Source organism: Vibrio paracholerae (genome assembly GCF_037672085.1).
Lineage (GTDB): Bacteria > Pseudomonadota > Gammaproteobacteria > Enterobacterales > Vibrionaceae > Vibrio > Vibrio cholerae.
Window position 1 is genome coordinate 2,359,738 of sequence record NZ_JBBHLM010000002.1, and the last position, 17,342, is coordinate 2,377,079.

Consider the following 17,342-nt stretch of genomic DNA (forward strand, 5'->3'; position numbering starts at 1 on the left):
TTATCTAATCCTTAGTGTTCACGAGTGGCGCGGAATTTCACCTCAGGTGAACGCTCCTGCGCCAAGTTCAAATTGACCATGGTCGGCGCAATATACGCAAGATTATCGCCCCCATCCAGCGCAAGGTTGCTCTGGTTTTTGCGTTTGAACTCTTCAAACTTCTTCACATCATCACACTCAACCCAACGTGCGGTCGCAACGTTAACGCCTTCGTAGATGGCTTCAACGTTGTATTCCGATTTCAGACGCGAGACCACCACATCAAACTGCAGTACCCCCACCGCACCCACGATGAGGTCGTTGTTTTGCAGTGGACGGAAAACCTGCACCGCGCCCTCTTCCGAAAGCTGTACTAAGCCTTTCAGTAGTTGCTTTTGCTTGAGTGGGTCACGCAGACGAATACGGCGGAACAGTTCAGGTGCGAAGTTCGGAATACCGGTAAATTTCAGCGTTTCACCTTGGGTAAAAGTATCACCAATCTGGATCGTGCCGTGGTTATGCAGGCCGATAATATCGCCAGCAAATGCCTCTTCTGCGCGTGCACGGTCGCCCGCCATAAAGGTTACCGCATCGGAAATATTAACCTGCTTACCAAGGCGCACATGGTTCATCTTCATGCCTTGCTTGTAGGTGCCCGATACAATCCGCACGAAAGCAATCCGGTCGCGGTGTTTAGGATCCATGTTGGCTTGAATTTTAAACACGAAGCCGGTGAATTTCTCTTCGCTCGCCTCAACTACACGCTCAGCCGCCTGACGAGGCATAGGTGATGGCGCCCATTGGGTCAGGCCGTCCAGCATATGGTCAACCCCAAAGTTACCCAGTGCTGTACCAAAGAATACCGGTGTCAGTTCGCCTTGCAGGAACAACTCACGATCAAACTCATGTGACGCGCCGAGTACCAATTCTAACTCTTCACGCAGCTGCGCGGCCAAGTCAGCACCGACGGCTTGATCCAGCTCAGGGTTATCCAAGCCTTTGACAATGCGTTCTTCTTGGATGGTGTGGCCTTGGCCTGAGGTGTACAAAATGGTTTCATCACGATGAATGTGGTAAACACCTTTAAACTCTTTACCACAACCGATTGGCCATGTGATCGGCGAACAAGCAATTTTCAGCTCATTTTCCACTTCATCCATCAACTCCATCGGGTCACGGATTTCACGGTCAAGTTTGTTCATGAAGGTAACGATCGGCGTATCACGCAGACGGGTAACTTCCATCAACTTACGGGTACGATCTTCAACCCCTTTTGCCGCATCAATTACCATCAAACAAGAGTCAACCGCAGTCAGAGTGCGATAAGTATCTTCCGAGAAGTCTTCGTGTCCCGGAGTATCCAAAAGGTTCACCAGACAATCGCCGTACGGGAACTGCATAACAGAGGTGGTCACCGAAATACCACGCTCTTTTTCCATTTCCATCCAGTCGGATTTTGCATGCTGGTTTGAGCCACGGCCTTTTACCGTGCCGGCTACTTGGATCGCACGTCCGAAAAGCAAGACTTTTTCAGTAATCGTGGTTTTACCCGCATCAGGGTGCGAGATGATCGCGAAAGTACGGCGCTTTGATACTTCGCCGAAATAGGGTGTAGTTGACATCAACAAGTTCTCTTTGTGCTCAATCAGCCCAACATAAGCTAGCGAGCGTTTCGGTTCAAATTTGCGCGGTATTCTCCCCTATCTTGGCGCAGGGAGCAACTTCACTCTATTCAATGAGTGAATTCATATTTCCTCATGGCATTTTTAATTAATTTATCAATAAATTTGAACTATAACTGTAGAGAGTAGAAAAAATGAAGTCGGGCCTATGACCAAATTTCGCAAGATTCATTCTTTGGCCTTTAAGCAAGCCAAAAGCGTGTTTTTAGTCTCTGTACTGTTGGGACTCTGTTTTAGTTTTTATCACACCTTGTCCGATCTGCACCAAGAGCAGAACAAGGTGCAGGAGCACTATAACTTTAAATTGGTGCAAAGCTATGAAAACGCCAGTCAGGCGGCTTACCATCTTAATAATCTACTCGCCGAGCAAGTCGCCACCACTTTGATGCTAGACCCTGGCATCTTCAAAGTGGAGATTGTGGATGACTTTGGCGATGTGATGACCCGTAAAGAAAAAGCAATCAGTGAACAGAGTCAACTAGTCAGTGTACTCGCCAGCTATCTTACCCCTGCGGTTTCCGTGTTTAGTGCTGAGCTGCATCAACCTAACTCCAACGTGGTGGTCGGTAAACTGAGCTTCTATATCGATGGCTCATCAATAGCCAAAGTGTTCATCGCCAAAACCACTCGCGTTTTGCTCTTCGACCTATTACGTAATACGCTATTGACGACCATTTTACTGCTGTTTTTCTACCAAAAGCTCTCTCGCCCAATCACTATGCTGATCACTTGGGTTAACTCACTCAATGACACACAGCGCTCACCACTTCCTCTTCGTCTTACTCATGACGATGAACTCAGTGAGCTCGCATCGACGTTTCAATCGATGTGGAAAGGCAAAGAGCTAGCAGAATCGAAACTCAACCAGCTGGCTTATTATGACAGCCTTACTGGACTCGCCAATCGCAGTTTGTTGCTGCAAAAATTGAGTGACGCCATTGAAACTGCGCAAAACTCACACAGTACTGGCGTACTGTTTTATCTCGATCTGGATCGCTTTAAAACCATTAATGACTCACTCGGTCATACCATCGGTGACCAATTAATTAAAGCCGTGGCGCTGCGCATGGAGGCATGGACTAAAAACGGCTACCTGTCAGCACGAATTGGTGGCGATGAGTTCGCAGTGCTGATCCCTTATCTCTCACCTGCGAAAGCTGAGGAAGTGGCTAAGCAGCTACTCACTCTGATCTCCAACCCTTATGCGGTGGACGATCACCAATTCTACTGTACCGTGAGTATCGGGATTTCGGTTTTCCCTTCCGTAGGGAGCAGTAATATTGATGTATTACGCCAAGCGGATACTGCACTGTATCGCGCCAAAGCCAGTGGGCGTAACAAGTTCATGTTCTATGAGCCGGAAATGCAGGCGCAGGTGGAGTCTTTCCTTGAAATTGAAAAAGGCTTGCATGAAGCGCTCAATCAGCGCCAACTCGAGCTTTTCTACCAACCTCAGGTCGACGAGCAGCACAACATTATTGGGGTCGAAGCGCTGATCCGCTGGAACCATCCTAAACGAGGGCTGTTGCCTCCCGGTGTGTTTATGCCGATCGCAGAAGAAACAGGACAAATTTTACCGATAGGTAACTGGATCATTGAGCAAGCGTGTTATCAATATGCTCAGTGGAAAAAACAAGGCATTTTACCGCCCCATTTTCGCCGTTTGGCGATCAATATCAGCCCATTACAGTTTGCTCAGGAGTCTTTTATTGAGCAAGTGAACCACGCTTTACGCCAAGCAGGGATCACGGGGGAGCCGATAGAATTAGAGATAACTGAAAGCTTACTGCTGGAAAATGTTGAGAGCGCCATAGAAAAAATGGCCAAACTGAAAGAGAGCCAAATCAGTATTTCGATTGATGACTTTGGAACAGGCTACTCTTCGCTGCGTTACCTCAAGCATCTTGCGGTCGATGTGCTGAAAATTGACCGCTCGTTTGTCAATCAACTGCACCTAGACGATAACGATCAAGCGATCGTCGACACCATCTTAGCGATTGCCAGAAAACTGAATTTAGAAGTGATTGCCGAAGGGGTGGAAGACACCTCTGAGTTGGCCGCACTCAAAAAACTGGGGTGTAACCAATTCCAAGGCTACCTGTTTGATAAACCGCTGCGAGCCGAAGAGATTGCGCAGCGTTTTGTCAGCAACAGTTATCGCAAAATTCAAACCTTACCCGTTGCGACAAACAGTTTACAAAAATAGGTAGCTCATGATGATCGCATCTTCACTCTTACCCTTTGCGACTGGGTAATAGTTAACACGGCGATCGATTTCATTAAACCCCGCTCGCTGATACAGCGCAAAAGCTCGCTGATTACTTTCGCGCACTTCTAGCCATGCGCTTTCTGCTTTTTGCTGTTCACACAACGCAATAAAGTGCTGCAAAAGCTGCTGACCATAACCTTTGCCTTGCTGCGCCGGATCAATCGCAATATTCAATAAGGTCACTTCGCCAACAATATTCTGGGCATAGAAATACCCCACGACCTGTTGATCCACCAACATGACTTGATGGCATGCTCCACGACTAGTTAAATCACGCACTAAGGACTCCGCCCAAGGATGTGAATGCGCCGCACATTCAATGCGCCAGATGGAATCCAGATGGGCCGGTTGCATTGCAGTAAAAACAGTCGTCATGATGCGGTTCCTTGATGAGCGCAAATTTGCTGCCACAACGCGCGGCGGTATTGAGTATTACCATCAATGTCACTCAACCGCGGTGAATGCAGCTGTTTTTGAGCCTGATGAGATAAAGGATCGCAGCCCGCAAACCAGATCCACTCGAGTCCAGTATAGGCAAGTTGACTGAGCTGAATCGGTGCGATGTAGCGAACCATCGACAGCTCAAGCTGAAAGCTTTTGAGAATTCTCTCCAGCAACAGAATTTCCGCGCCTTGTGGCGGCTGATTGGCCACCAACAAGAGTCGGCAATCGTGATCCAGCGTTTGTGTGCGCGGCTGAAATCCGGCCAAACGCTCTGGATGGATCAATTCCCATTGTTGAATGTCCATCGCGGACAAATAGTGTGAAGAAGAAAGCATGGTGTTACTCGCAGCCTATCTGAGCGGCAATGCTAACAAACTGGTGATGGACGACTCAAGGACTAGAGAGAAAAAGGAGCAGAAAGGCTCCTTTTCAGTATGGATTGGATTTATAAAGCCGCAAACTCCGGGCTATATTCAATCTCTCCACATCGACCATCTAACTCACGTTCCCATAATGCCACCACTTGAAATGCTCCTTGCGGTACATCCCAAGCACAACGCAACGAATAACGCGCGGCATCTTCAAAGCCAAAACGTGAGTAGTAGGCCGGATCACCAAGCACCACACAAGCAGGATAACCAAGCTCCCCAAGCGAGCTTAACCCTTCTTTGACTAACTCTGCGCCAATACCTTGGCAACGGTATTCTTCTTTTACTGCGAGAGGTGCAAGACCTTGCCAGTTGAGATCCTCGCCTTCTAACGTAACAGGACTAAACATCACATGCCCAACAATCTCACCTTCATCATCGCAAGCCACCAGTGACAAAGTGCGCTGGCCATTTTCACGCAGCGCCATCACTAAATCCGCCTCAGCCTCAGTAGCAAAGACGTTTTTCAACAGTTGATCGACCACCAAAATATCAGCAGGCGCTTCAGTTCGAATAAGCATTAATAACCTCGTGGGATGAATTCGGCGTTTGCATCCCTTTATGCACAAAATCGGCCAGTTGGTGAAGTAAAATCTGTAACGCTTTCGGCAATTGTTGTAGATCCACGCTATCCATCAGGTTTTTTACTTCCAAACCAAGTTCGGTATCTCCTTCAATGGAGAGTCGACGCTGGAAGAACAGCGTATCTGGATCTTCCTTACGTCCGGCAATTAAGATCAAATCATTCAGATTTCCGCTAAAACTCACATCTTCAGCAACGGGTTTATCTGCGACGACTAATTTGTCGTTTTGGTAACTGATAAACCAGCACAATTCCATGTCTTTTACTTCGACTTTCAGCCATTTATCTTCGAGGAATTCGAAGTCTCCGTCCTGTAAGGCTTCGCGGAATACTAAACCCATTGCATCAAGCAAGGCTTTTTTTTGAACGTTTTGGGGCAATAAGTGGATTGGAGATCGCAAAATTGAAGCAGCGTTCTGAACCAGTTGAGTGCGAATCTTGTTTAACACGAGCGTTATCCGTTACCTTGTTAGTCAATCTGCGCCCATGATACTGGATGTCAGCACTTGGATTCCTGTTATGTATCAAAAAATAACTTCAGGCCAAGATCCTTTTCTACTGTGGAAATCACAGTTATAGTTAATCACGTTACCGAATTGGTAACGCTATACCCCAACGACATACGCTGTTAAAGGGGATATTATAAACGTCGTCGCGTACGGACAGTTGGTAGTATTTTAAATGCCTGCTCAAACCTCATCTCAGCTCAAGCATTGGTTTGCAAAAATTACGTCACACAGTCCGTTCTTTTTTGCAATCCTCAATGATCAACACCAATACGTGATGGTCAACAAGCGCTATTGTGATATCGCCGGTCTCTCTAGCGAAGAGATGGTTGGGATGAGCGATAGTCAGGTTCTGGGTGAACATTTTTATCGCTACCTTAAACCTTTCTATGAACGTGCGTTTAACAATGAGCATATTGAGTCCGAGCTGACCCTCAGCGAAATCGACCTCGAAACCAGCTTACACTTTTCTCTCTCCCCCATCGTGATCAATGATCGGGTGCAATACCTTGTATTCCACGCAATTGATACCTCAGAAAAACAGATTTTAGTGCGCTCTCTGGAAGAATCTGAAAGCAAATACGCACTCCTCACGACACTGCTGCCTGATGGTTTAATGATGGTGGAAAATGACTGCATTATTTCTGCCAACCCTTCCGCCGCACGTTTACTTGGTTTTGACGATGCACAAAAACTGCTCGGAGAAAATCTCTCTAGACTGTTTATTGATGAAAAAACCAAAACCGTTTTTTCATCGCAGTTGGCTTCGCTGCTGACAGAAAAACCCTTGGTGTGCTTGACCGGGCCAAGGTGTGGGTTTGAACGGAAAATCCAGTTACACGCAGGTTGCACCTCTTTACTCGGTAATCGGTCACAGTTGATCTTATTGCAAGATGCCGATGAAGCTCCAAAACAGTTTTCTGCGACCACCCAAGTCGATGCGCATATCGATAGCCTCACTGGGCTGTACAACCGACACGGGTTTACCAAGCGCTTAGAGCAGTGCATCCAAAATGAGACGCCTTTGGTTATGCTCTATCTGGACATTGATAACTTCAAAAACATCAATGACTCTCTCGGCCATCACATCGGTGACAAAGTGATTAAAGAGGTGGCGGCGCGTTTAAAACGCTTACTACCACAGCAAGCCGTGCTTGGCCATTTAGGCGGTGATGAGTTTGGTTTGATCTTGCCGGAGCCAGAACACAACCGCTCTGCAGAAATGCTGTCCGACCGCATTATCTCTTTGATTAATCAACCTTTTGACCTACACCATTTCAGTAAGCGTTTAGCTTGTTCGATTGGCAGCGTGCGTTATCCCGGTGACGGCAATGATGCTCGCGTCTTATTGCAAAATGCCGATACCGCGATGTATGAGGCCAAAGAACGCGGCCGCAATCGCCTGATCAAGTTCAATGATCAGATGAACAAAGAAGCGCGGATGCGTCTTTGGTTGGAAATTGAACTGCAAAAAGCGCTACAACAAAACGGCCTAGAAGTGTGGTACCAACCGAAAGTCAACGCACGCGATTTTAGCATCAATGGCGCAGAAGCTTTGGTACGCTGGAAACACCCCGTTGAAGGCTATATCAGCCCAGGCGCCTTCATTCCCGTTGCAGAAAAAGCCGGCTTAATCGAACATTTAGGTCGCGTGGTTATGCGTGAAGTCTTCGCGACCGTCAAACGCTGGAAGCTGCAAGGCATTTTGCCAGGACGTGTGGCGATCAACATCTCCCCCGAGCAGTTTGGCAATCCTCAACTGATTGATTATTTAGAAAAACTACTGCGAACAACCGGGCTAGATCCCAATAACATCACATTTGAGCTGACCGAAAGTGCGGTGATGAGTGATAGTGAACACACCCAGCAAATGCTCAATGCCATCAAGAAACTCGGCTTCACCTTGTCGATTGATGACTTCGGTACAGGTTACTCGTCGCTGGCTTACTTAGCCCGCTTCCCGATCGATGAACTCAAAATCGACCGCGCGTTTATCAGTAATATCGATACCCTACCCAAACAGCTCACGGTGATTGAAAACATCATTAATTTGGGGCGCTCACTGAACCTGACCGTGGTTGCAGAAGGGGTAGAAACTCAGCAACAAGCCACTTTACTCTCCAACCTAAATTGCCACTCCATCCAAGGCTTCCATTTTTATCGCCCACAACCTAAGCACGAAGTGGAAGAGTTGTTTGCGCAAAATCGCCGCCATCGCAAATCCCTCTAAGGGGTTAATTTTACTCTGATTGGTGGAAACCTGCCTTACATCAAATCGGGGAGACTCAATCCTTCCTAAAATGCGTTCACTATTCCCTGAATTCAGAGCCTTACGCTATGGAACTTCTCTGTCCGGCCGGAAATTTGCCGGCCCTGAAAACAGCGATTGATTGTGGTGCCGATGCGGTTTATATCGGTTTCAAAGATGATACCAACGCTCGCCATTTTGCCGGCCTTAATTTTAGCGGCAAAAAGCTCGAAAATGCGGTGGATTACGTACACGACCACCATAAAAAAATTCATATTGCACTCAATACCTTCGCCCATCCTAATGGCTTCGAGCGCTGGACCAATGCGGTAGATCAAGCGGCCGATCTCGGGGTTGATGCCTTAATCATTGCCGATATTGCCGTGCTGGAGTATGCGGCGCGGCGCTATCCGCAGCTTGAATTGCATTTGTCGGTACAAGCCTCTGCGACTAATGTGAAAGCCGTTGAGTTTTATCATCAGAACTTTAACGTCAAACGTGTGGTTCTGCCGCGCGTGCTATCCATTCATCAGGTAAAACAGCTTTCGCGTAATATTCCACAAGGTGTCGAGCTGGAAGTGTTCGCCTTTGGCAGCTTGTGCATCATGTCGGAAGGCCGCTGTTATCTCTCCTCTTACATGACGGGTGAGTCGCCTAATACGGTTGGAGCTTGCTCTCCCGCCAAATATGTACGCTGGCAAGAGACAGAATCTGGACTTGAATCTCGCTTGAACGAAATTTTGATTGATAAGTATGCGGCAGGGGAAAATGCAGGCTATCCAACCCTGTGTAAAGGGCGCTTTATTACTGAGCTAGATGGCCAAAGTAAGTGCTATCACGCCCTTGAAGAGCCAACCAGTTTAAATACCTTGTCACTGCTGCCAGAGCTGTTTGCCGCCAATGTAGCTTCGGTAAAAATTGAGGGGCGTCAACGAAGCCCTGCGTATGTCGAACAAGTCACCCGCACTTGGCGTGCCGCGATTGATCGCTACTTAGCCAATCCTGCACAGTACCAAGTCGAACCTAAATGGAATGCGGCACTGGCCAATGTCTCAGAAGGTACCCAAACCACACTCGGTGCCTATCACCGTCAATGGCAATAAGGGCAACGATCATGAAATATGCTTTAGGTCCACTACTCTATTTCTGGCCAAAACAGGACGTTGAAAGTTTCTATACTCAAGCCGCCGCTAGCATGGCGGATGTGATTTATCTTGGTGAAACTGTCTGCTCGAAGCGCCGTGAAATGAAACCGCAACACTGGTTTGAGATTGCCAAATCCCTCTCCGCTGCTGGCAAACAAGTGGTGCTTTCTACTATGGCACTGCTTGAAGCGCCAAGTGAAATCAATGTGATGAAGAAGTACATCGATAACGGTGATTTCGCGATTGAAGCCAATGATGTTTCTGCTATTCAGATGGCGCACGAAAAAGGCCTTCCTTTTATCGTCGGCCCTGCCGTCAATACCTATAACGCACACACTCTCAAGCTGTTTTTAAAACAAGGCATGATCCGTTGGTGTATGCCAGTTGAGCTGTCACGAGACTGGCTAATCAACACCTTACAACAGTGTGACGAGCTCAATATTCGCGGACAATTTGAAGTAGAAGTGTTTAGCCACGGCTATTTACCACTGGCTTATTCGGCGCGCTGCTTTACCGCACGCGCCGAAAACCGCGCCAAAGACGAATGTGAGACCTGCTGTATTCACTACCCGACGGGCATTCAAGTCGCGAGCCAAGAGGGGCAATCGGTATTTAACCTCAATGGTATTCAAACCCAATCGGGTTACTGCTACAACTTGGTCAACGATTTACCAAGTATGGCCGGATTGGTCGATGTGGTGCGTTTAAGCCCACTGGGTGTTGAGACGTTCCAACATCTTGAGCAATTCAAAGCCAATGAACAAGGACTGAAGCCACAGCCGATTGCCAGCCATCAGTGCAACGGTTACTGGCATCAATTAGCTGGTTTGGCCGTTAAAAATAGCTAAGGTTTACCAAAGGGTTGCTCATCCGCAACCCTTTTTATTTGCCTTTTCATGCATAGGAAACTTGGGTAGGTTTGCCCATTTTGTTCACATCGCGCCAGAGCATAATGCCGACCACTGTACTCAGCACAATGTTGGAGATGGGTAAGGCGATCCATACTCCTGTCAGCCCAAAAAACTGTGGCAAAATAAACAGGAAGGGCAACATGATCGACATATTCCCCACGGTAATAAACATGGCTTTGCCACCGCGATTGGTGGATTGGTAATACGCCGCGCTCACTACTAAGAAACCATCAAGATACATCGCAAACAGATGCAGCTTAATACCCATTTGCGCTCCTGCGATCAATTCGCTGTCGCTGGAGTTAAATATCGCAATCGCCTGCTCAGGGAAAAGATTGAGCACCAGCACAAACGCCATCCCTCCCAGTACGGCAATCCCCATCGCCAAACGCAATAACTTACGAATGTGATCGTAATTACGTGCCCCAAAATGGTAGCTGGCCAGCGGCTGCATACCATTCGCAATACCTTCAACGGTCAGGTAGTAGATCGTCACTATGTACCCCATCACCGCATAAGCGCCGACCATGACGGCGTTGCCGTACTCGATCATCAAGGTGTTGTGCAGCGCAACCATGGTGGAACCGTAGGCGTACATAAAAAAGCTTGAGACGCCAATCGCGAAGATCTTGGGTAACGAGTGCCACTCCAACCTTAAGCAACGACGAGTTAAACGCATATTAGCTCGGGCAGAAAAGAAATACGCCAACCCTAATAACGTGACCACCACCTGCGCAAGAGTGGTGGCGATCGCTGCACCGGTCAGCTCCCATTGCAGCCAAGCGATAAACAGATAATCAAGTGCGATATTGGTCAGTGCGCCAATCACCATTAATAACGTAGCCAAATTGGGGCTGTGATCGTTACGCAGCAAAAACGGCATCGCAATCGAGCCTAAGGTGAACAAACAGCCAACAATTAACACTTGTAGGTACTGGAGGCCTAATTCAAACACCCTTCCTTCAGCGCCTTGCCAACGCAAGAAGTCATCCGCCATAAACCACAAAATCACTGCCACAATAGGGGCAAGTAGCAACAAACTCATCAATCCAGTGGCCAGAATACGCTTAGCACTGTCAGGGTGGCCTTCCCCTTGTTTGATTGAAGCCAAAGCTCCAGTTCCCACCCCAACTAACATACCAATCCCGAGGATGGTGCCAATCACAGGCCAAGCCACGTTAATGCCAGCTAATCCCTCAGCGCCCACATAGTGGCCAATGAAAATGCCATCCACCACTTGATACAGACCATTAACCAGCATCGCAGCCACCGTAGGAATGGTGTAGCGAACAAACTGTCGGTAAATCGAACGATTCATCATACAAACATATCTATTTAGTTAGCCTATCTAATAAAATTCTGACTAGCGCAGTGCTTTACCCAATAATAAGTCCAGCATCATCGCTTCTTCAGAAGATAAATTCTGCGCCACTTGTTCTGCCAAAATCTGATAAACCTTAGCTTCACTCGCCAGATGTAATTCCGCTTGTTCGGTCAGCTCAAACAATTGAGAACGCGCATCCGATTGGCACTGAACACGCTTCACTAAACCTCGCCGTTCAAGCTTCTTCAGCATGTTAGAGGCAGAAGGCTTACTCACTTCTAACGCCTGTGCTAAATCAGTTAAGCGGATCGCTTGAGGGGCGCTTTGGATCACTTTCAGGTAGTCATATTCGTTAAAACTGAGCTGAGCAAGGGGATCTTCTTTGCCATATTTACGCCAAACTTTGGCAGCAAAGCGTTCCATTTTTTCTAAATTAACGTCGAGCATATTCGATGACATATAGTTAGCAAGACTAACTATTATGCCAAAGTCCTAGCGACAAAAAAAGCCGCAAGATGCGGCTTTTTTATCAGAGAGAGGTGAAACTATTGTGTCATTGCTTCGGCTTTCGCGCGCGCTAACTGCTCTTCACGGGCTTGTTGATAGATACGCCCTAGCTCAAGAAAAGCATAGCGATGCTCCACATATTCATACACATTGAAGGAAATCGCGAGTTTATACAAAGAGAGAGCATGTGCCAGTTCTCCTTGCATTTGATAACGCTTACCTAGGTAGAAATAAGCCTCTGTGAGACGCTGTGCTAATAGCTCATTTTCTCGAGAGCCCGCAATAATGGCTTTGAATGCGACCTCTTCCGAGAGTTGTTCCAGCATCAGTCCTACCAGCACCCAGCCCCACTGTTCATCGTGCTGCTGATAGCGTTCAAGCAATTCTGTACGCGCTTTGGTAGGGTCAATATCGCTTTCTATGATATACAGCCACAGCGCCCGAAAGGGATCTTGTGGGTCTTGCTGATAGTGCTTAGTGATCTCTTCGAGTGCCAGTTGTGGGCGCTCGCCATAGTAAAGCGCAATGGCGCGATTGCGCACGGCGTACTCGTTACTAGGATCCAATTCTAACGTCGAATCGAAGGATTCATACGCGGCATCAAACTCGCCCGCTTCTGTGTAATACACCCCTAGCAAGTTAAACACATCGGGCTGCGCCGGGTTAATCGAGAGCGATTGAGTAAAATCGAGCCGAGCCAAATCACGTAAACCGACACTGTCGTAATAATTGCCACGTTCGAACAGCATTTTAGCGCGTATCTCAGGCTCAAGATCCGTGCGCTGTAATAATTGGCTCAAGCGGGCGATTTGCACTTCTTGTTGAATCGACGCTTGCAGCGGCACCGCCATTGGCGGGTAAAGCCATTGGGTTGCAGATTCATTCTGCGTGGCACACCCTGACAGCAGAACCAATCCTATCACCGCTATCGGGAATCGAAACCATTTCACTCATCATACTCCTGTGGGATTTCGCATAAAAAAGGGAGCGAATAACGCTCCCTTTATAGCACGCTTTTATTATGAAAAGTAAAAGCCGTGTTGTTTTTGCTCCAGCAACGGAAAATTATTCCGCTTGTGGTGCCACTTCTGCTACTGCTGCATCAGAAGTTTCAACCGCTTCTTTCATGCTTAGACGTACACGGCCTTGGCGGTCGATTTCCAGCACTTTAACTTGAACTTCTTGGCCTTCAGTCAGGTAGTCTGACACTTTCTCTACGCGCTTGTCAGCGATTTGAGAGATGTGTACTAGACCATCTTTACCAGGAAGAATCGTTACAAACGCACCAAAGTCTGCCAAACGAGCTACTTTACCAGTGTAGATCACGCCCACTTCAACTTCAGCGGTGATCTCTTGAATACGGCGGATCGCCTCTTTCGCTTGATCGCCGTCAGTCGCAGCAATCTTGATCGTGCCGTCATCTTCGATCTCGATGGTGGTACCCGTTTCTTCCGTCAACTGACGAATCACCGCACCGCCTTTACCGATCACGTCTTTGATCTTCTCAACGCTGATCTTCATCGTGTGGATACGTGGCGCAAATTCAGAGATATCGCTACGCGCTGCAGAGATCGCTTGATCCATCACAGACAGAATGTGTAGACGAGCGCCTTTCGCTTGGTTCAGAGCGATTTGCATGATCTCTTTGGTGATGCCTTCGATCTTGATGTCCATCTGCAGTGCAGTAACACCGGTCGCGGTACCTGCGACTTTAAAGTCCATGTCACCAAGGTGGTCTTCATCACCTAGGATGTCAGACAGAACTACAAAATCATTTTCTTCTTTCACCAGACCCATTGCGATACCCGCAACAGAAGCCTTGATTGGAACACCGGCATCCATCAGAGCAAGAGATGAACCACACACAGAAGCCATTGAAGATGAACCGTTAGATTCCGTGATTTCAGAAACGACACGTACTGTGTACGGGAACTCTTCTGGTGATGGCATAACCGCAGCAATACCACGTTTCGCCAAACGGCCGTGACCGATTTCGCGACGCTTAGGAGAACCCACAAAACCCGTTTCACCCACACAGTATGGAGGGAAGTTGTAGTGCAGTAGGAAGTGATCTTTCTTCTCGCCAGTCAGCTCATCGATGATTTGCGCATCACGTTGAGTACCCAGAGTTGCGGTAACCAGAGCCTGAGTTTCACCACGCGTGAACAGAGCAGAGCCGTGAGTACGTGGCAGAACGCCAGTACGAACGTCCAGAGCACGAACCATGTCTTTTTCACGGCCATCGATACGTGGGTTACCCGCGATGATGCTGCGACGAACAACGGTTTTTTCCAGATCGTGGAAAATGGTGTGAATTTCTTTGGTGTCTAAAGCTTCGTTTTCAGCCAGCAGAGCTGCTGTCACGTCTGCACTGATTTCATGGATACGATCATAACGCGCCATTTTCTCAGTGATTTGATAAGCTTCGACCAAACGCATTTCTGCTAGGGCAGCCACTTTCGCTTTCAGCTCAGTGTTTTCTGCTGGTGCAACCCATTCCCATGCTGGTGTTGCCACTTCAGCTGCGAATTCATTGATTGCTTTGATCACGGCTTGTTGTTGATCGTGACCAAACACAACGGCGGCCAGCATCTCTTCTTCAGTCAGAATTTGTGCTTCTGATTCCACCATCAATACTGCATTGTCAGTACCCGCAACCACCAGATCCAAACGAGACTGTTTCAGTTCTTTTTCACTTGGGTTCAGAACAAATTGACCATCAATGTGGCCCACACGAGCAGCACCAATTGGGCCATTGAATGGGAGACCAGAAATCGCCAGTGCTGCAGATGTACCGATCATCGAGATGATGTCAGGTTGTACATCTGGGTTTACTGAAACTACAGTCGCGATCACTTGCACTTCGTTAGTGAAACCATCAGGGAACAGTGGACGGATTGGACGGTCAATCAGGCGTGCGGTCAGTGTTTCGCCTTCAGAAGGACGACCTTCGCGCTTAAAGAAACCGCCTGGGATTTTACCTGCCGCGTAAGTACGCTCTTGGTAGTTTACGGTCAATGGGAAGAAATCTTGACCCACTACCGCTTCTTTCTTACCCACCACAGAGACAAACACTGCGGTGTCATCCATGGTAGCCATTACTGCTGCTGTTGCTTGGCGAGCCATTACGCCCGTTTCGAGAGTAACGGTGTGGTTACCGTACTTAAACGTTTTTACTACTGGTTTTTCGAACATGAGTATTCCTTATTCTCAGGACAAGCCTGAAATCAAATCATCAATACTCAGAGCACTACTAATCGCGACTAGTAAAAATAGACTGACAACTTGGGAGTACGTTCGAGAAACAATCGGTTTTAATGGCGATCTGTTTTTAAGAGCGATCTATTTGTAAGAGCAATCTGTTTTTAATAGCCGCGACCTTTTGGTCGACTACGGTGACTGTAATGCCATGAGCACAAACTTGTTCAGCCACGTAGACTGAACGGCGGATAGTATAAACTACTTAGAGGAAGGATAGCTAATTTAGAGTGCAAATTTAGCCTGCAAAAAAGGGGCTTACGCCCCTTTTTGTACAAACTGTGCTTTGCAGCGACGAATTAACGACGCAGGCCTAGACGTTTGATCAGATCTTGGTAACGAGACAGATCTTTACCTTTCAGGTAGTCCAGCAGTTTACGACGGCTTGAAACCATACGTAGCAGACCACGACGGCTGTGGTGATCGCCTTTGTGTGCTTGGAAGTGACCTTGCAGGTGGTTGATAGAAGCAGTCAGTAGAGCGATCTGTACTTCTGGTGAACCTGTGTCATTTTCGCAACGTGCGTATTCAGCAACGATTGCTGCTTTAGTTTCTGCATTCAGAGACATAGTTCTCTCCTAAAGAGTTTAAGGTTTAAGTTTGTGCCAGCCAATCTCTGATTCAGCCGACACGAGAAGCGCGGATTATAGGGAATATTCCTAATCCGCACAAGCGGAATGTCTCGCCATACAGCGAGCCCTTCCACGAATTTATTCGCCGTACACCACCAAGCGTTTCGGCGCAACCTTACCGTTATCGTCAATCTCGCCAACGCCAAGGAATAGCTTCTGCTCACCGCCAGTAATGCGTACCATACCATCGGATGGTGCACCCGAAACTTGTACTGCTTGCCCATGCTGAATAAGTGCCATCAGTTCTGGGATCACGTTGACTTCGGGTAAAGCTTCCACGGCGGTATCCATCGGCAGCAATAGCGGATCGAGAACATCAGCCACCGCTTTTTCGTCACGATGGGCTTGTTCAACCAAAGCGTTGAGTTGCTCTAGCGTCACCATTCGCTCATACGGATAGTTAGCGACACCCACACGGCGCAGCATGGTCACATGCGCTCCACAGCCCAGCATTTCACCCAGATCATCGACTATGGTACGGATGTAAGTGCCTTTCGAGCAGTGCACTTCCATCTCCACTTCATCAGCTTCAAAGCGATGCAGCTCAATCTCATACACAGTGATCTTGCGCGCTTCACGCGGAACTTCAATGCCCTGACGGGCGTATTCGTAGAGTGGACGACCTTGGTATTTCAACGCTGAAAACATGGATGGAACTTGATCCGTTTCACCGCGAAACTTGGTGATACAGGCCAGCAGCGTATCGCGATCCACCTGAACAGGACGGGTTTGTACCACTTGACCATCAGAATCTGAGGTATCGGTACGTTCACCCAATTTGGCGATCACACGATAACGCTTATCAGAATCGAGCAGAAATTGGGAAAACTTAGTGGCTTCACCGAGGCAGATTGGCAACATGCCCGTCGCCAAAGGATCAAGCGCGCCAGTATGTCCCGCTTTTTCAGCGCCATAGAGGCGTTTAACCTTTTGCAAAGCGTCGTTGGAAGAGATACCTGTCGGCTTATCCAACAGAATCACACCGTGGATAACCCGACCTTTACGTCGACGAGCCATTACGCTTCGTCCTCATCACGACCCGCTTCATGTTTACGACGCTTGTCACTATTGATCACTTCTGTCACCAAATTCGACATGCGCATACCTTCTACTAAGGTATTGTCGTAATAGAAGCGAACTTCTGGCGTTAAGCGTAAACGGATCTGTTTACCTAGCATCATGCGGATCTGCACTTCGTGCTCACGCAATGCTTCTAAGCAAGACTCAGGGGTTTGCTCTCCAATGCACAGGAAAGTCACAAATACTTTGGCATAAGCCAAATCGCGTGACACTTCCACATCAGAAATAGTCACCATCCCTAAACGAGAATCACGCACTTCACGTTGCAGGATCATCGCCAGTTCTTTTTGTAATTGCTGTGCCACACGTTGGCTACGGCTAAATTCTTTTGGCATATCGTTTCTCA

16 protein-coding genes are annotated in these 17,342 nt (G+C 47.9%); 4 read left to right on the forward strand and 12 right to left on the reverse strand.

Annotated features, from left to right (window positions below; all coding sequences use genetic code 11):
• Positions 1 to 11 precede the first annotated feature (11 nt).
• Entirely contained in the window at positions 12 to 1,601 is a 1,590-nt protein-coding gene (prfC, locus tag R4537_RS15815; protein ID WP_000108385.1) for a peptide chain release factor 3, read from the reverse strand.
• 208 nt (positions 1,602 to 1,809) lie between these two features.
• Here prfC and R4537_RS15820 point away from each other — a divergent pair, with 208 nt between their 5' ends.
• On the forward strand, positions 1,810 to 3,867 hold the full coding sequence (locus R4537_RS15820; RefSeq protein WP_071179719.1) for a putative bifunctional diguanylate cyclase/phosphodiesterase: 2,058 nt from the start codon (positions 1,810 to 1,812) through the stop codon (positions 3,865 to 3,867).
• On the opposite strand, the gene rimI is transcribed toward R4537_RS15820, so the two are convergent.
• The 4 genes from rimI to ubiT form a co-directional block, all read right to left on the reverse strand.
• Positions 3,856 to 4,305, reverse strand: coding sequence for a ribosomal protein S18-alanine N-acetyltransferase (rimI, locus tag R4537_RS15825; RefSeq protein ID WP_071179718.1), 450 nt, complete (start codon positions 4,303 to 4,305; stop codon positions 3,856 to 3,858). The two genes, R4537_RS15820 and rimI, sit on opposite strands and share 12 nt — an antisense overlap.
• A complete protein-coding gene (locus R4537_RS15830; RefSeq protein WP_029627946.1) occupies positions 4,302 to 4,709 on the reverse strand; it encodes a DNA polymerase III subunit psi in 408 nt (135 codons plus the stop codon). Before R4537_RS15830 ends, rimI begins: the two co-directional genes overlap by 4 nt.
• Before the next feature lie 110 nt (positions 4,710 to 4,819).
• The gene (locus R4537_RS15835) at positions 4,820 to 5,323 is read right to left on the reverse strand and encodes a GNAT family N-acetyltransferase (RefSeq protein ID WP_071179717.1); all 504 of its coding nucleotides are present in this window, start codon (positions 5,321 to 5,323) and stop codon (positions 4,820 to 4,822) included.
• Positions 5,307 to 5,834, reverse strand: a complete 528-nt coding sequence (ubiT, locus tag R4537_RS15840) for a ubiquinone anaerobic biosynthesis accessory factor UbiT (protein WP_071179716.1) — start codon at positions 5,832 to 5,834, stop codon at positions 5,307 to 5,309. The genes R4537_RS15835 and ubiT overlap by 17 nt, the downstream gene beginning before the upstream one ends.
• Positions 5,835 to 6,066: 232 nt before the next feature.
• Here ubiT and R4537_RS15845 point away from each other — a divergent pair, with 232 nt between their 5' ends.
• From R4537_RS15845 to R4537_RS15855, 3 genes are all read left to right on the forward strand, one after another.
• Positions 6,067 to 8,121 (forward strand): bifunctional diguanylate cyclase/phosphodiesterase, encoded by a 2,055-nt coding sequence (locus R4537_RS15845; protein ID WP_071179715.1) that lies wholly within the window; start codon positions 6,067 to 6,069, stop codon positions 8,119 to 8,121.
• A gap of 107 nt (positions 8,122 to 8,228) precedes the next feature.
• Positions 8,229 to 9,242 carry a ubiquinone anaerobic biosynthesis protein UbiU gene (gene ubiU, locus R4537_RS15850; protein WP_071179714.1) on the forward strand — a complete coding sequence of 338 codons (1,014 nt, stop codon included), beginning with the start codon at positions 8,229 to 8,231 and terminating at the stop codon, positions 9,240 to 9,242.
• Between the two features lie 11 nt (positions 9,243 to 9,253).
• Positions 9,254 to 10,132 carry a U32 family peptidase gene (locus R4537_RS15855; RefSeq protein WP_071179713.1) on the forward strand — a complete coding sequence of 293 codons (879 nt, stop codon included), beginning with the start codon at positions 9,254 to 9,256 and terminating at the stop codon, positions 10,130 to 10,132.
• A 46-nt stretch (positions 10,133 to 10,178) separates the two neighbouring features.
• Here the strand turns inward: R4537_RS15855 and vcrM are convergent, their stop codons facing one another.
• The 7 genes from vcrM to rbfA form a co-directional block, all read right to left on the reverse strand.
• On the reverse strand, positions 10,179 to 11,516 hold the full coding sequence (gene vcrM, locus R4537_RS15860) for a sodium-coupled multidrug efflux MATE transporter VcrM (RefSeq protein ID WP_000981941.1): 1,338 nt from the start codon (positions 11,514 to 11,516) through the stop codon (positions 10,179 to 10,181).
• A gap of 42 nt (positions 11,517 to 11,558) precedes the next feature.
• Positions 11,559 to 11,966: a MarR family winged helix-turn-helix transcriptional regulator gene (locus R4537_RS15865; RefSeq protein WP_000887848.1), complete on the reverse strand. Its 408-nt coding sequence runs from the start codon at positions 11,964 to 11,966 to the stop codon at positions 11,559 to 11,561.
• Positions 11,967 to 12,064: 98 nt separating this feature from the next.
• The gene (nlpI, locus tag R4537_RS15870) at positions 12,065 to 12,976 is read right to left on the reverse strand and encodes a lipoprotein NlpI (protein ID WP_071179712.1); all 912 of its coding nucleotides are present in this window, start codon (positions 12,974 to 12,976) and stop codon (positions 12,065 to 12,067) included.
• A 115-nt stretch (positions 12,977 to 13,091) separates the two neighbouring features.
• Positions 13,092 to 15,221, reverse strand: a complete 2,130-nt coding sequence (pnp, locus tag R4537_RS15875) for a polyribonucleotide nucleotidyltransferase (RefSeq protein WP_071179711.1) — start codon at positions 15,219 to 15,221, stop codon at positions 13,092 to 13,094.
• A 362-nt stretch (positions 15,222 to 15,583) separates the two neighbouring features.
• A complete protein-coding gene (gene rpsO, locus R4537_RS15880) occupies positions 15,584 to 15,853 on the reverse strand; it encodes a 30S ribosomal protein S15 (protein ID WP_000055654.1) in 270 nt (89 codons plus the stop codon).
• A 141-nt stretch (positions 15,854 to 15,994) separates the two neighbouring features.
• Complete coding sequence (truB, locus tag R4537_RS15885; RefSeq protein ID WP_071179710.1) at positions 15,995 to 16,933, reverse strand: tRNA pseudouridine(55) synthase TruB; 939 nt, start codon at positions 16,931 to 16,933, stop codon at positions 15,995 to 15,997.
• Positions 16,933 to 17,331, reverse strand: coding sequence for a 30S ribosome-binding factor RbfA (gene rbfA, locus R4537_RS15890; protein ID WP_001123653.1), 399 nt, complete (start codon positions 17,329 to 17,331; stop codon positions 16,933 to 16,935). Before rbfA ends, truB begins: the two co-directional genes overlap by 1 nt.
• Positions 17,332 to 17,342 lie beyond the last annotated feature (11 nt).

What these genes read in the sequence shown, in the direction of transcription:
- prfC (WP_000108385.1), bottom strand. Translation starts at nt 1,601, where the DNA reads ATGTCAACTACACCCTATTTCGGCGAAGTATCAAAGCGCCGTACTTTC.
- R4537_RS15820 (WP_071179719.1), top strand. Translation starts at nt 1,810, where the DNA reads ATGACCAAATTTCGCAAGATTCATTCTTTGGCCTTTAAGCAAGCCAAA.
- rimI (WP_071179718.1), bottom strand. Translation starts at nt 4,305, where the DNA reads ATGACGACTGTTTTTACTGCAATGCAACCGGCCCATCTGGATTCCATC.
- R4537_RS15830 (WP_029627946.1), bottom strand. Translation starts at nt 4,709, where the DNA reads ATGCTTTCTTCTTCACACTATTTGTCCGCGATGGACATTCAACAATGG.
- R4537_RS15835 (WP_071179717.1), bottom strand. Translation starts at nt 5,323, where the DNA reads ATGCTTATTCGAACTGAAGCGCCTGCTGATATTTTGGTGGTCGATCAA.
- R4537_RS15845 (WP_071179715.1), top strand. Translation starts at nt 6,067, where the DNA reads ATGCCTGCTCAAACCTCATCTCAGCTCAAGCATTGGTTTGCAAAAATT.
- ubiU (WP_071179714.1), top strand. Translation starts at nt 8,229, where the DNA reads ATGGAACTTCTCTGTCCGGCCGGAAATTTGCCGGCCCTGAAAACAGCG.
- R4537_RS15855 (WP_071179713.1), top strand. Translation starts at nt 9,254, where the DNA reads ATGAAATATGCTTTAGGTCCACTACTCTATTTCTGGCCAAAACAGGAC.
- vcrM (WP_000981941.1), bottom strand. Translation starts at nt 11,516, where the DNA reads ATGATGAATCGTTCGATTTACCGACAGTTTGTTCGCTACACCATTCCT.
- R4537_RS15865 (WP_000887848.1), bottom strand. Translation starts at nt 11,966, where the DNA reads ATGCTCGACGTTAATTTAGAAAAAATGGAACGCTTTGCTGCCAAAGTT.
- pnp (WP_071179711.1), bottom strand. Translation starts at nt 15,221, where the DNA reads ATGTTCGAAAAACCAGTAGTAAAAACGTTTAAGTACGGTAACCACACC.
- rpsO (WP_000055654.1), bottom strand. Translation starts at nt 15,853, where the DNA reads ATGTCTCTGAATGCAGAAACTAAAGCAGCAATCGTTGCTGAATACGCA.
- truB (WP_071179710.1), bottom strand. Translation starts at nt 16,933, where the DNA reads ATGGCTCGTCGACGTAAAGGTCGGGTTATCCACGGTGTGATTCTGTTG.
- rbfA (WP_001123653.1), bottom strand. Translation starts at nt 17,331, where the DNA reads ATGCCAAAAGAATTTAGCCGTAGCCAACGTGTGGCACAGCAATTACAA.